Source organism: Mycolicibacterium helvum (assembly GCF_010731895.1).
Lineage (GTDB): Bacteria > Actinomycetota > Actinomycetes > Mycobacteriales > Mycobacteriaceae > Mycobacterium > Mycobacterium helvum.
Map to the genome: position 1 here is coordinate 2,493,718 of NZ_AP022596.1, position 12,763 is coordinate 2,506,480.

Sequence of the window (12,763 nt, forward strand, 5' to 3'; positions counted from 1 at the left end):
TCCTTCCTGCTATTTCCGCGGCAGGCCAAGAATCATCGAGGCGATGATGGTCAGCTGAATCTCTGCCGTGCCGCCGCCGATGAGCTCGGACGGCATGTCGAAGTAGGGCTTGATCACCGCGGGATCCGAATTTTCCAGCATCCCAAGACGTCCGGTGAGGCCCAGTGTCGCCGTCGATGCGCGTCGCAGCAGTAACACCATTGCGTACTTGGCGATGCTGGACGTCGGGCCGGGGCCCTGACCCTGAACCAGCCGCAGGGTCTCGCGCAGCACCATCGCCTTGATGGCGGTGGTGTACGCCTCGATCCCGCCGAGTGCCTGCAAGGTGGCGTCGTGATCGGGTCCGTCGATCTCGGCCATCCGCCGAAGTGCCTGCGAGCGATCGATGTTGACGTAGTTGCCGATCGCGGTGCGTTCGACGGCCATCGTCGCCACCGCCAGCTCCCAGCCTCGGCCGGGTTCACCGACCAGCATGTCGTCGGGGACGAAGACGTCGGTGAGGAACACCTCGTTGAAATGGGCCTCGCCGCTGGCCTGCTTGATCGGGCTGATCTCGATGCCGGGTGAGGTCATGTCGACCAGGAAGTAGCTGATGCCAAGGTGTTTCGGCGACTCGGGGTCGGTGCGCGCCAGCATGGCCCCGAACTGGGCGACGTGGGCCGACGAGGTCCAGATCTTGTGACCGTTCACCAACCAGCCGCCGTCGACCTTCTGCGCCCGCGTTACCAGCGAGGCCAGGTCCGAGCCGGCGCCCGGTTCGCTGAACAGCTGACACCAACGCTGGGTGCCGCGCATGATCGGTTCGGCGAATCGTTCGCGCTGTGCGTCGGTGCCACTGTTGAGAATTGTCGGCAGGATCCACTCGGCGATGCCCAGCGAGGGGCGGACGAGGCCGGCACGCTTGTCGAACTCTTCGGTGATGATTACCTGCTGGACCGGGGTCGCGTCGATGCCCCAGGGCGCAGCCAGGTGCGGTGCGACCAGGCCAGCCTGAGCCAGCAGGTCACGTTGCGAGCCGAACGCCAGTCCAGGCGCTCGAACGTCGTCGGTCGGGGTCTCGTTCTGCAGCGCCGCAGCTTCATCGAGCGTCTTCGCGAGATTCGCCCGGAACTCCGATTCGACGTCACCGAGATTGATGGCGGTGGAACGCTTCAGCGAGCGGGCCAACTCGCCGGCTTCCCGGCCCCACCGCGTCACCGACCCCAGTGATGCCGCCAGGCTGGTGGCCCGCCGCCAGTACAGGTGGGTGTCGTGTTCCCAGGTGTAGCCGATCGCGCCGAACATGAGCAGCGCATCGAGCATCAGGTCGGGACCGGCGCACACAGCCATCAGGGCGGCCGACGCCGCGGCCAGTCGGTGCTGTTCGATGCTTTCGTCGACGGCGCGCACCGCATCCCAGGCCGATGCGGAGGCGAGTTCGGCGTTGACCAGAAGGATGGCGGCCTTGTGCTGCAACGCCTGGAACGATCCGACCGGCTTGCCGAACTGTTCGCGGGTGCGGATGTAGTTCACCGCGGTCTCGACGCCCTTGCGGACCGTACCGGCCGACGCGCATGCCGTCAGCGCGGCGACCACGCAGCGGGCCCGTTCGGTGTCGATCCCGGTCACCGCCGCATCCGCTGGATGGTTATCCAGCGTGAGTACGCCGATATCGGTGCTCAAGTCGGTGCCGCGCTGTTGCTCGACGACGATGGCCGCGGAACCGACCGTGAGAGCGAACCACAGATCTGTGCCGTCCTCACCGCGGGCGGCCAGCAAAACACGTTGTGCCGCAACCAGACCCAGGGTGATGTCGATCGAACCACTCAGGCGCCACCCAGCGCCATCGCGCACCGCCTGGACGTGCGAGTCCTCCGGTAGCACCACCGCCGCCGGTGCTCCACCGGCGAGGTCGGCCACCAGCGCCGCGGCCGAGTCGTCGGCGAGGGATGCGACGGCACTGGCGGTCGCAGTGCTCAGCAGCGGGCCGGGCAGCAGCGCCGCCGCGGCCGCCTCGATGACGCACGCCATATCGGCCAGCGTGCCGCCCTGACCACCGGCTGCCTCGGGAAGGTGTACCGCGTGGAATCCGTTGGCGGTGAACTCCTCCCACCAGGTGGGTAATTCACCGGCCGCGATCGAATCAAGGGCGGCCCGGGTCTTGTCGATCGGGGCGTGCCGGGCCGCGAACTGACTGACAGCCTCGGCCAGCTGCTCCTGCTCGATCGTGATTGCCGTGCCGATTGGTAGAGTCATGGGTCCTTAACTGTCCAGTCCTAGAATCCGGGCCGCGTTGCCGTACAGGAACTTCGGCCACACCTCGTCCTTGAACGGCACGTTGGGCATGTCACTGAAGATGCGTTCCAGCGATAGCCCCATCGGGAAGTACCCGGCGTAGATGATCTTGTCGGCTCCGCGCGAGTTCGCGTAGTCGATGATCTCCTTCGGGTAGTACTTCGGCGCGAATGCCGACGTCGAGTAGTACAGGTTGGGCCACTTGAGCATCAGTTTGACGGCCAGATCCTGCCAGGGCTCGCAGCCATGCCGGGTGACGAAGACCAGGTCGGGGAAGTCGAACATGACGATGTCGATCCGCGAAACCTCCTGCGGCGCCATCGGAATGCGCGGTCCGGGGACGCCGGCACAGCAGAAGATCGGGATGCCGAGTTCGACGCAGGTGGCGTACACCGGGTACATCTTCGGGTCATCGATGGGCACTTGTGGGAACGTGCCCGACGGGAAGCATGACACCGCGCGGATACCGTAGGTCTCGTACTCGCGGCGGATATTGGTGACAGTGCCCATGACGTCGTTCGGGTCGGCGACATTGCCCGACGCGATGAAGCGGTCGGGAAACATCTTGAGCGCCAGCTCCGCCGCGGAGCCCTCGCTCACCCCGATCATCGACTTCTCAATGCCGAACCGGTCCATCTGCTGCAAGAGCAGCGAAACGGGGTCGTCAGTGGGCAGGCCCTTGGGGACGTCCTTGAACATGTACTCGACCGGGAAATCGAAGTCCTCTTTGGACTCGCGGTCCTTGGTCTGTTTGCGGATGAAGTCGTACTGAGCGGTTCCCTCGTGCGGAAATCCGATCATCGTGTCGATTACCGGCAGACCGACAGGTCCGGGCATCGTGTCCTCCCATCACCGCGACGGACACCGCCGCGCACTCCATAGTGAAACACGGTTCTACTTGATGTCAAGATTCGAATACCGTTCTACCTGGTGTAACCCACTGGGCTTGAGGCATGATGTCGTAGCATCGCAGAAGGCTGTTCTCAGATCGGAGGTGCACCGTCAACACGCAAGTCCCCGATTTGGTGACGCCGGCCGGCCGCGTCTTCTCGTTGTCGGACATGACCAGCGGCCAGCTGGCGCGCCGAGCCAAGATCATCGAAGAAGTGATCGGCTTGATTGCCGAGGTCGGCGCCGATGCGGTCCAGATGCGCGACGTGGCGCAGCGCTCGGAAGTGGCGCTGGCCACGCTCTACCGCTACTTCAGTTCGAAGGAGAATCTGCTTGCCGCCGCGCTGCAGGACTGGCAGAAGCGGCTCACCCGGCGGATCCTGACCGCCGGTGGCGCAGGAGACACTGACCCGCTCCCCGGGGTTCTGGACTACCTGCGGCGCGCCCAGCGTGCCTTCAACCGCAACCCCGAGATGACAGCGCTGATGCTGCAGATGATGCGGTCCACCGATCCCGAGGTGAAGTCGGCGATCGACGAGATGGAGCGCACCAACGTCGAGCTGTTCAATCGCCTGCTGGTCGGCGTTGCGCCCGAACTCGTCCCCAAGGTGAGCTTCGGTCTCAACGCCGCGCTGAGTGCGGCACTCGCCGGATTCCGCGCGCGGCGGCTGACGTTGGACGAATCGCTGGACCACGTCGAGTGGGTGGCCCGTGTCCTGCTGGCGGAGGCACGCCCCGACTAGGCTCGGCGGACATGTCGTTGTCTGCTCAGTTGTGGTCCGATAACTCCGACCTCGCCGCCGAAGTGTTGGCGCATCCGTTCGTGCGCGGTATGGCAGAGGGCACCCTGCCCAGGGAGCGATTCGCGGCATACCTTGCGCAGGATGCGTTTTTCCTGGAGTCCTTCGCGCGCGCTTATGCGTTGGCGCTCGTCCGAAGCCCAGATACCGCGACGCTGCTCGTCTTGGCCGATCTGATCGCCGGCGTCCGGCAGGAACTCGGACTGCATGCGTCCTATGCCGCGTCGTGGGGTATCGAGATGACCGGTGTACAACCGCTGGCGGCGACGTCGGCCTACACCGAATTTCTCCTCGCGACCTCGGCGACCCAAGACGTCGGTGTCATCTACGCGGCGATGACGCCCTGTATGCGGCTGTATGCCTGGCTCGGTCGATCGCTCGACCCGGACCGGGCGGGACCGTACGGGCAATGGGTGCAGACGTATGCCGACCCGGAGTTCGAGAACGTCGCGCGCCTGCTGGAGGGGTTGGTCGACACCCAGGCAGACGACACCCCTGCGGTACGTGGTGCCTACCGACGGGCCATGGGCCTGGAGCTCGCCTTCTTCGAGGCAGCGGTGGCCGGCTAGAAGCCGGCGGGGTCGGGCCGCACGACCGAACGCGGACTCAGGCCCAAGCCCCGCACGTGCAGGGCGATTTCACGCAGCGGCGCAACCCAGACATCCGAGCAGGACACCACGTGTTCGACGAGCTCCTCCAGCGCGGCTGCCCGGGAGGGCCGACCGGACAGGAACGGATGGTTCGTCAACACGAAGCAGCCGCCCACCGAGCGCAACCCCTCGAATTCCAGTCGCCAGATCTCCGCGGCCTTGCGGGGGCTTTCGATCAGGCCGCTGCCGGAAATCTCTGGCAGATAGCAGTATTGCTCCCAATCGTCGAGCGCCCACTGCACCGGGATCTCGACGAGCCGACCGCCCTCACCCACGCGTAGTTCGTACGGGTGATCGGCATCCATCAAGCTGGTGTCGTATAGGAATCCGCGGTCGGCCAGCAGCGCGGGGGAGTGCCAGTTGAGCTCCCACATCGGAGCGCGGAAGCCGACCGGGGCCTCGCCCGTGAGCGTCGCCAGCGCTTCAGTACCGCGATCCAGGATGGCGGCTTCCTGCTCGGGTGTCTTGCCGGTGAGCACCTCGTGCAGGTAACCGTGATGGGCGACTTCGTGGCCGCCGTCGACGATGGCGCGAACCACATCGGGATAACGCACCGCGGTGTACCCGGGCACGAAGAACGTCGACCGGACGTTGTGGCGAGCCAATAGCGAAAGCAGACGAGGTACGCCGACCAGCGGTCCGTACGCCTGATGCGACATCACCGACATCCGATCGCCGTGTGCCGGATCGATGCTCAGGATCGCCGACTCGGCGTCGACATCGAAGGTGAAGCACGCGGCGGACCGTTTGCCGGATGGCCAGGCCACGGGTTCGGCCGGCGTAGCGCTCATACTCGGCATCGAGTGGTTCCTCCGTTGATCTGAATGGTCTGTCCGACCAGGGCGCCGATACGAGGTGAGACCAGAAATGCGACGGTGTCGGCGATTTCGCCGGGTCGGCCGATTCGGCCGACCGGGATGCCAAGCGCGTAGCGCCGGTGCATCTCGGTCACGCTGACGCCCTCATCGGCGGCGTCCACCTCGAGCTGAGGGGTGTCGATCACGCCAGGGGCCACGGCATTGACGACGATGTTCTCGCGGGCCAGTTCACGGCCGAGTGTCTTGGTCAAAGCGATCAGGCCCGCCTTCGAGGCCGCGTAGGCGGTTGCCCGGGGCCATCCGGTCACGCCCCATTCGGAGGCGATGATCACGATGCGGCCGCCACCTAACCGGCGCATCCCGGGCAGGACCGCTTGAATGGTGTGAAAAGTCCCAGAGAGGTTGGTATCGACCACTTTCCACCAGTCGTCGGCGTCGTGGTCGACAAGTGCCGCCATCGACATGTACGCGGCATTGCATACCAGCGCGGAGACGGGACCGTGCTGTTCTTCGACTTGGGTGATCGCGGCGGCGACGGCGTCGGGGTCCGAGATGTCCGCCGGTACTCCGAAGCCGTCGACAGCCCGCACAACGTCGGCCATCTGTGGAGTCTGCTCGGGGCCGTTGACACCCACCGAGTACCCTTCGGCGGCCAGCCGTTCGGTGATCGCGCGGCCGATTCCCTGCGTGGCGCCGGTGACAAGTGCGACCGAAGGTATGCCCATCAGATCACTGCTCCACTGTTGGGGGACAGCACTTCTCCGGTGCAATAACCGGGCCCGGCGACCAGGAAGTGGATCGCGTAAGCAACCTCCTCAGGCGTGCATAGCCGGCCCGCGGGCAATGTGGCCAGGTATGTCGGGTCGCGCCACGGCGAATCCGCGGCCAGCAGCGGGGTGTCGGTGGGGCCGGGGGCCACCGAATTGACCCGCACGCCACAGGGGGCAACCTCGGCGGCGAGGCTGCGAACGAAACCGAGGACGGCGCCCTTGGCGGCGGCATAGTGTGCATCGCCGTCCCCACCGCCGATAGCCAGTTCCGAGGAGATCGCCACGATCGCTCCGCTGCGGCGTTCGATCATGTCCGGCAGCACGGCTTGCACGGCGTTGCGCAGCCCGCCTAGATGGACCCGCAGCATCGTCGTCCACGCCGCGGCGGTGATGTGCGACACCGGTGTCGTCTCGTAATGGCCCGCCGCGGTGACCAGCGCCTCGATCGGTCCGAGCTGGTCCCGGATGGCGCTGACGGCCTTGTGTACCTGACCGGAATCGGCGACGTCGACCGATACCGACGCCGCGAGGTGGGGCACCGGCCGCAGATCAAGCCCGGCAACCAGCCAGCCGTGATCGGTGAGTTCGGCGCTGACGGCGGCACCGATTCCGGACGCGGCTCCGGTCACCAACGCGACTCCAGCCATGCCCCAGATGATGGACTACGGCGGACCCGCCCGCACGCCTAGATCAACCGGCCGTGTGAGACGAGTGAGCCGGCTTGCTTGAGCCGCCTGGCTCGCATGCTGATCTCATAGCCTTCGATGTGATCGATGGCACCGAGTTGTTCGGTGAGGTACCGGTAGAGATCGTCGGCGTCTCGAGCAATGACGACCGCCATCAGATTGTTGGGTCCACTCACCGCGATCACCGATGCGATCTCGTTGTGCGGGAGGAGCTGTCGGGCGATCTCGGCGAGGTGGCGTGGCGGCGTCCGTATCCACACCATGGCGTGGACCGGGAAGCCCAATTGTTCGGGTAGCACGTCGACGTCATAGGTCAGCGTGGCGGATGCCTCCAGTGCAGCGATGCGCCGTTTCACCTTGGCCGGGGACCACCCAGTGCGTTCGGCCAGCTGTGCGTGGGGAATTCGTCCGTCTACGGCCAAGGCGTCCAGGAGAGGTTGATCTTCGGCGGTCGGTGAGAGGGGATGTGCGCGGACCGCGACCGGAGGCTCGAGTAGCGCCGTCGCTTGGGTGACATCGAGGGTATGCCCGTAGCCGGTCCACACCGCGCCGGCGCGTTCGCCGAATACGTGCAGGACGAGGTCGACGTCCATGCTCAACACCGATGACGTGCGCGGCAGCCGGTGCAAGAGACCGTCGCTGCTGTCGCCCAGCGGTGAGCGCACGATGCACACGAGTTCGGTGCCGCCCGACAGCACATTCGCGTGGGTGACTTCCGGTCGGCGTGCCAATGCTTCGGACACCCGCGGCAGGTCTTCGGGCTTGGTGCGCACCCGGACGACCCACTGGCACTCGCCGTACACCCGGGGATTCACCAGCCCCACCACGCGAATGACGCCATCGCGGCGCAACGTCCGATAGCGGCGCGCCACCGTCTGTTCAGGCGCACCGACGATTTCACCGATCCGGTGGAACGACGCACGTGGTGCCAGCTGAAGCGCGTGCAGAATCTGGCCGTCCAACGGCGAAAGCATGAAGAAAATGATACGGACTCGACCGATTAGGTGCCGATTTGTGCGACATTTCGCCGTTAGAGGCGCCAATTCTGTGCCTTGGAGTTGAGGCTGGGGATGAAACAACGCAATCGAAGGAAGTGTCATGAAGATCGGTATCGGCCTGCCGAATCACATCGCAGGCGTCGACGGATCGGTGATCGTTCCGTGGGCGCGGCGTGCCGAGGAACGGGGCTTTGAATCTGTCACGACGATCGACCGGCTGCTGTATCCGAGCTTGGATTCGGTCATCGCCCTGTCGGTCGCGGCCGGTGCCACCAGTGAACTCGGCCTGGTCACGAATGTGCTTCTCACGCCGCTCTATTCGCCACGCGTACTCGCCAAGCAGCTGGCTAGCTTGGCCGCGTGCGCGGGGGATCGAATCACGGTCGGTATCGGAGTCGGGTCACGTCCTGACGACTATGCCGCGGTGGGCGTCGACTTTGGCAAGCGGGGCCGTGTCCTCGACGAGCAGATCGCGGTCATGCGCGATGACTGGAGTGGCGACACGGCGTTATGCCCTGCGCAGGTGAAGATTCCGCTGCTCTTCGGCGGCCGGTCGGAGGCCACGATCAGGCGGGCCACCACGCTCGGCGACGGCTGGGTGGCCGGGGCGCTGCGTGACTTCCCGGCGCAGTCGGCATTCGCCGACCGGATCCGCACCGGCTGGACGGCGGCTGGTCGGCCCGGGCTTCCGCAGATCCACGCGTCCGTGAACTTTGCGCTGGGCGACGCCGACACGGTGCAGTCCGGCCGCGACCATCTGGCCCGCTACTACGGGTTCAAGCCGGACTACGCGAAACTCAACGTAGACGACATGGTGAGCGGCGCCGACGACGCGCGGACCACCGTCCGTGCCTACGCCGATCTAGGCTTTGACCGGCTGTTGTTCCACCCGGCCGTCGCATCGCTGGACCAGGTCGACATGCTCGCCGACGCACTCCTGTAGTTCGGCCGGGCGAGGATAGCCCGAGAGGCCGGCCGATCGAGTTCACCCGAGGCGGGGGATCACCTCGTCGCCGAGTCGCTTGACCCAACCCTGCGGGTCGGGATTGCCGGGTATCGGCCCGGTGGTGATCAAATCGACGCCCAGTTCCGAATATCGGTCCATGGTCCGCAAGTACTCATCGACGTCGCTGAAGGGGTCGTTGATATAGGCAGCGGTGAAACGAATTTCATCAATGTTGCGCCCGACCGCATCACAGTGGCGACGTAGCACGTCGACCTTGTGTGGCAGCTCGTCGAGGGAGGCTGAGGTGTGCCATGCATCGGCATACTGAGCGACCAGGCGCAGCGTCTTTTTCTCGCCGGAGCCGCCGATGAGAATCGGAGGTCTGCGGATCGGCTGTGGCTGACAGATAGTCTCGGCGAGCTGAAAATGCTTGCCCTCGTACGGCCCGTCGTCGTCGCTCCACATCTGCAGGCAGATCTGCAAGGTCTCCTCGAGCATCTCGAACCGCTGGCTCAGCGACGGGTACGGAATGCCGAGGGCGAGATGCTCGCGCTCGTACCAAGCCGCACCAAGGCCGAGCATCGTCCGTCCGCCGGCCAGCACATCCAGTGTGGTCACCGTCTTGGCCAATACGCCAGGATGCCGGTAGGTCACCCCGGTGACCAACATGCTGAGCGTGATGCGTTCGGTGACACCGGCCAGGTAGCCCAGGGTCGTGTAGCCCTCCAGGAACGGGTCGGTTGCCCTTCCCAGATCCTCCATCTGAAAGAAGTGATCGGCCAGCGTGAGCACTTCCACGCCGGCGTCGTCGGCCGCCTTGGCGGTGGATACCAACGTGGGCCCCAATCGCTCCGGCGCGCCGGGCAGGAAGTCGACGTAGTGAACTCCTAATTGCATTGCAATACCTCGTCTTTCATTCATCGAGTCGGCCGAGCAGGGTCAACGCCTGGTTGATCACCTGGCGTTCGTCCTCGGTGTAGCGGTCCTGCATGGCCCGCACCAGCCACTCCTCACGCGCCTTGCGGTCGTTTTCAGCGCGGCGACGGCCGAGGGCGGTCAGCGTGATGATCTGGCGACGGCCGTCATGGGGATCAGGCGTGCGGTCGATCAACTCGTGCCGGTCCAGACCCGCCACGGTGGTCGCCATCGATTGCGGGCGGACCCGTTCCGCGCCCGCGAGCTGGCTGGTCGATGCGGGGCCCTCTTTGAACAACCGCACCAGCACGGCCATTTGCGGAGCGGTGATGTCGTCAGCGGTGGCGACTTCCCGCAACCGCCTGCGCAACCTGCTGAACACCACTCGCAGATCCCTGGCGGCCCGGATCGATGACTCGTCTACCTTCCCCATGTCTACAGATTAGACTGCACAGTTATGACTGTCTAGTTTTCCCGCGCGAAGAAGGGGCCGCATGGAATCGGTGGGGATTCGGCGGAGAGACAACTTCCCGCCACCTTCAACGTATAGCGCAATGGGGGGCTTGCGGCAAGACCCCGGGTGTACCGCAGAATCGCTGCCCTAAGCCGAAACTCACTGCTCAGGGGGTATGCAATGCGTCAAAGTGAAGATCGCGCCGTGGTGATCGCCGGAGGTGGGCCGACGGGCCTGATGCTGGCTGGTGAACTGGCTCTGGCCGGGGTTGACGTTGCCGTCGTCGAGCGCCGACCCACCCAGGACGTGACCGGGCAGCGGGCAGGTGGCCTGCACAGCCGCACCATCGAGGTACTCGATCAGCGCGGCATCGCCGAGCGATTCCTGTCGGCGGGTCAGGCGCTGCAGGTCGCCGGTTTCGCCATGATCCGGCTGGATATCAGCGACTTTCCCACCCGTCATCCCTACGGTCTTGCGTTGTGGCAGAACGAAATCGAGCGACTCCTCGCTGACTGGGTGCAAGAGCTGGGAGTGCCGATCTACGGCGGGCTGGAGGTGATGAGCTTTATCCAGAGCGAGGCGGGTGTGGATGTCGAGCTCTCCGATGGCCGGTCGTTGCGGGCCCAGTACCTGGTCGGTTGCGACGGTGGCCGCAGCCGAGTGCGCAAGGTTGCCGGTATCGACTTCCCTGGCTGGGACCCCACGACGAGTTATCTGATCGCCCAGGTCGAGGTGCGCGATGAACCGCCGTTCGGCATCCATCGCGACGCCATCGGGATCCACGGCCTCGACCGCCAGAACGATGACGAACCGGTTCGGGTCATGATCACCGAAGAGCAGCTGGGACCGTCCACTGAACCCACACTGGACGATCTGAGTCGGGGACTGATCGCGGTCTACGGCACAGACTTCGGAATACACAGTCCCACGTCGATTGCCAGGTTCACCGACGCGACGCGTCAGGCAGCGGCCTATCGGGACGGCCGGATCCTGTTGGCCGGCGATGCCGCTCACATCCACCACCCTGCGGGTGGGCAAGGCCTCAACACCGGTGTGCAGGATGCGGTGAACCTGGGCTGGAAATTGGCTCAGGTGGTCAATGCAGGTGTACCCGATACCTTGCTGGACACCTACCATGATGAACGACACCCGGTGGCCGCCCGCGTGTTGCAGACCACGATGGCGCAGGTCGCGCTTATGCGCACCGACGACCGCACAAAGGCCCTGCACGACAACGTCACTGAACTTCTGAGCATGGACGAACCCCGCAATCGGTACGCCGCACGGATGTCTGGCCTGGACATCCAGTACGACCTGGGCGACGGGCATCCGCTCCTGGGCCGGCGCATGCCGGATCTCGAATTGCACACGGCCGCTGGACCGGTGCGCGTTTTCACCCTCCTGCACGACGCGCGGCCGGTGCTCCTCCGCCTCGATCAACCGGGCATTGGCGATATCGCAGGCTGGGCGGATCGAATTCGGTTGGTAGAAGCCGACTACGACGGCAGCTGGGAGCTTCCGGTGCTCGGCGCGGTGAGCGCGCCCAGTGCCGTGCTGATCAGACCCGACGGTCATGTGGCATGGGTGGGCCAGGGTTCGGCAGCCGGGCTCATCGACGCGCTCACCAGGTGGTTTGGCCCGCCGGTCGCGCCCGCGTAACGGTACGAGGCGTTCTGGACGATCTACCTGATGACAAGCGTGGAGGGAAAGTCATTGTGATTGGGCGGGTTGGATCGGTCGTGTTGGCGGCGGGTATCGGGCTGGCCGGGCTGGCCAGCGGTACCGCGTCGGCAGCGACCGGCTGCGCCGACTTTCACTGGATCGGTGCGGCCGGATCCGGCCAACGCGACGGCGCGGGCTTGACCGCCAACGGCGGGATGGGCTCGGTGGTGTACCAGTCCTACCAACAGCTGAAGGCACAGCTGGCAGCCGACGGCCGCACCATGGACGCTGAGGCCGTGCAATACCCTGCAGCGCCGGTGCCGTTGGATGGCGGATTGCGCGGTTGGCTCGGCTTCCTCGGCAGTGTCGGTGACGGCGCCGACGCGACCGCCGAGCAGTACACGGCGTTCACCGAACGCTGCCCCGACAGCAAGGTGATCCTGGCCGGTTACTCGCAGGGCGCCATGATCGTCCACCGCAACCTGTACAAGCTCGCCGACGATCCGCATCTGGCGGCGGCACTGCTGATCGCGGACGGCGACCGACTGCCGGTCGACACCACGATCAAGCTTGGGTCTACGGCTCTCCGCCAAGGCCTCGGTGAGGGCGTCGCCCAGGAGCACTCGTTCCTGGCGTCGACCAACACCTCGACGTTGCCGCCCGCGATCGGAGTGCGCACCATCAGCGTCTGCGATGTCGGCGATCCGGTCTGTGACTACGACCCCGACACCAGCAAGGTGACCGATGCGGCGATCGCCATCCACACCGCGTACACGCCCGCACTCAGCGGCCCGCACGCGTGGGGTGCACCGCTGTACAGCCTGGTGGCCGCCGCTAACCCGGCGCCGTCGCGGGAGCTGACGGCGCACACCGTCGGATCCGCCCCGGGATGAGTTTCT

At 65.5% G+C, this 12,763-nt stretch carries 13 protein-coding genes; 5 read left to right on the forward strand and 8 right to left on the reverse strand.

Annotation, left to right across the window (positions count from 1 at the left end; all coding sequences use genetic code 11):
* Positions 1-9: 9 nt before the first annotated feature.
* Both G6N38_RS11545 and G6N38_RS11550 read right to left on the reverse strand, forming a co-directional pair.
* On the reverse strand, positions 10-2,235 hold the full coding sequence (locus G6N38_RS11545) for an acyl-CoA dehydrogenase family protein (RefSeq protein ID WP_246227881.1): 2,226 nt from the start codon (positions 2,233-2,235) through the stop codon (positions 10-12).
* A 6-nt stretch (positions 2,236-2,241) separates the two neighbouring features.
* Positions 2,242-3,111 (reverse strand): amidohydrolase family protein, encoded by an 870-nt coding sequence (locus tag G6N38_RS11550; RefSeq protein ID WP_163747647.1) that lies wholly within the window; start codon positions 3,109-3,111, stop codon positions 2,242-2,244.
* 224 nt (positions 3,112-3,335) lie between these two features.
* On the opposite strand from G6N38_RS11550, the gene G6N38_RS11555 reads away from it, so the two are divergent.
* Both G6N38_RS11555 and G6N38_RS11560 read left to right on the forward strand, forming a co-directional pair.
* Positions 3,336-3,908 (forward strand): TetR family transcriptional regulator, encoded by a 573-nt coding sequence (locus G6N38_RS11555; RefSeq protein WP_163747648.1) that lies wholly within the window; start codon positions 3,336-3,338, stop codon positions 3,906-3,908.
* 11 nt (positions 3,909-3,919) lie between these two features.
* A complete protein-coding gene (locus tag G6N38_RS11560; protein WP_163747649.1) occupies positions 3,920-4,534 on the forward strand; it encodes a TenA family protein in 615 nt (204 codons plus the stop codon).
* On the opposite strand, the gene G6N38_RS11565 is transcribed toward G6N38_RS11560, so the two are convergent.
* The 4 genes from G6N38_RS11565 to G6N38_RS11580 are packed head-to-tail and all read right to left on the reverse strand — an operon-like array spanning position 4,531 to position 7,863.
* Complete coding sequence (locus G6N38_RS11565; protein ID WP_163747650.1) at positions 4,531-5,406, reverse strand: polysaccharide deacetylase family protein; 876 nt, start codon at positions 5,404-5,406, stop codon at positions 4,531-4,533. The genes G6N38_RS11560 and G6N38_RS11565 overlap by 4 nt on opposite strands.
* A complete protein-coding gene (locus tag G6N38_RS11570; RefSeq protein WP_163747651.1) occupies positions 5,403-6,158 on the reverse strand; it encodes an SDR family oxidoreductase in 756 nt (251 codons plus the stop codon). The genes G6N38_RS11565 and G6N38_RS11570 overlap by 4 nt, the downstream gene beginning before the upstream one ends.
* Positions 6,158-6,850, reverse strand: a complete 693-nt coding sequence (locus tag G6N38_RS11575) for an SDR family NAD(P)-dependent oxidoreductase (protein WP_163747652.1) — start codon at positions 6,848-6,850, stop codon at positions 6,158-6,160. Before G6N38_RS11575 ends, G6N38_RS11570 begins: the two co-directional genes overlap by 1 nt.
* A 38-nt stretch (positions 6,851-6,888) precedes the next feature.
* Entirely contained in the window at positions 6,889-7,863 is a 975-nt protein-coding gene (locus tag G6N38_RS11580) for an Lrp/AsnC family transcriptional regulator (RefSeq protein ID WP_163747653.1), read from the reverse strand.
* A gap of 124 nt (positions 7,864-7,987) precedes the next feature.
* Here G6N38_RS11580 and G6N38_RS11585 point away from each other — a divergent pair, with 124 nt between their 5' ends.
* Complete coding sequence (locus tag G6N38_RS11585; protein WP_163747654.1) at positions 7,988-8,830, forward strand: LLM class flavin-dependent oxidoreductase; 843 nt, start codon at positions 7,988-7,990, stop codon at positions 8,828-8,830.
* Positions 8,831-8,872: 42 nt separating this feature from the next.
* On the opposite strand, the gene G6N38_RS11590 is transcribed toward G6N38_RS11585, so the two are convergent.
* Together G6N38_RS11590 and G6N38_RS11595 are read right to left on the reverse strand one after the other, a co-directional pair.
* Complete coding sequence (locus G6N38_RS11590; protein ID WP_163747655.1) at positions 8,873-9,730, reverse strand: LLM class F420-dependent oxidoreductase; 858 nt, start codon at positions 9,728-9,730, stop codon at positions 8,873-8,875.
* Between the two features lie 16 nt (positions 9,731-9,746).
* Entirely contained in the window at positions 9,747-10,181 is a 435-nt protein-coding gene (locus tag G6N38_RS11595; RefSeq protein ID WP_163747656.1) for a MarR family winged helix-turn-helix transcriptional regulator, read from the reverse strand.
* A gap of 201 nt (positions 10,182-10,382) precedes the next feature.
* Between G6N38_RS11595 and G6N38_RS11600 the strand changes: the two genes are divergently transcribed.
* Both G6N38_RS11600 and G6N38_RS11605 read left to right on the forward strand, forming a co-directional pair.
* Entirely contained in the window at positions 10,383-11,861 is a 1,479-nt protein-coding gene (locus G6N38_RS11600) for an FAD-dependent monooxygenase (protein ID WP_179968509.1), read from the forward strand.
* A 56-nt stretch (positions 11,862-11,917) separates the two neighbouring features.
* Complete coding sequence (locus tag G6N38_RS11605) at positions 11,918-12,757, forward strand: cutinase family protein (RefSeq protein ID WP_179968510.1); 840 nt, start codon at positions 11,918-11,920, stop codon at positions 12,755-12,757.
* The last annotated feature ends 6 nt before the right edge of the window (positions 12,758-12,763 follow it).

Excerpts from the sequence above, each read along its gene's own strand:
- G6N38_RS11545 (WP_246227881.1), bottom strand. The coding sequence starts at position 2,235 with ATGACTCTACCAATCGGCACGGCAATCACGATCGAGCAGGAGCAGCTG.
- G6N38_RS11550 (WP_163747647.1), bottom strand. The coding sequence starts at position 3,111 with ATGCCCGGACCTGTCGGTCTGCCGGTAATCGACACGATGATCGGATTT.
- G6N38_RS11555 (WP_163747648.1), top strand. The coding sequence starts at position 3,336 with ATGACCAGCGGCCAGCTGGCGCGCCGAGCCAAGATCATCGAAGAAGTG.
- G6N38_RS11560 (WP_163747649.1), top strand. The coding sequence starts at position 3,920 with ATGTCGTTGTCTGCTCAGTTGTGGTCCGATAACTCCGACCTCGCCGCC.
- G6N38_RS11565 (WP_163747650.1), bottom strand. The coding sequence starts at position 5,406 with ATGAGCGCTACGCCGGCCGAACCCGTGGCCTGGCCATCCGGCAAACGG.
- G6N38_RS11570 (WP_163747651.1), bottom strand. The coding sequence starts at position 6,158 with ATGGGCATACCTTCGGTCGCACTTGTCACCGGCGCCACGCAGGGAATC.
- G6N38_RS11575 (WP_163747652.1), bottom strand. The coding sequence starts at position 6,850 with ATGGCTGGAGTCGCGTTGGTGACCGGAGCCGCGTCCGGAATCGGTGCC.
- G6N38_RS11580 (WP_163747653.1), bottom strand. The coding sequence starts at position 7,863 with ATGCTTTCGCCGTTGGACGGCCAGATTCTGCACGCGCTTCAGCTGGCA.
- G6N38_RS11585 (WP_163747654.1), top strand. The coding sequence starts at position 7,988 with ATGAAGATCGGTATCGGCCTGCCGAATCACATCGCAGGCGTCGACGGA.
- G6N38_RS11590 (WP_163747655.1), bottom strand. The coding sequence starts at position 9,730 with ATGCAATTAGGAGTTCACTACGTCGACTTCCTGCCCGGCGCGCCGGAG.
- G6N38_RS11595 (WP_163747656.1), bottom strand. The coding sequence starts at position 10,181 with ATGGGGAAGGTAGACGAGTCATCGATCCGGGCCGCCAGGGATCTGCGA.
- G6N38_RS11600 (WP_179968509.1), top strand. The coding sequence starts at position 10,383 with ATGCGTCAAAGTGAAGATCGCGCCGTGGTGATCGCCGGAGGTGGGCCG.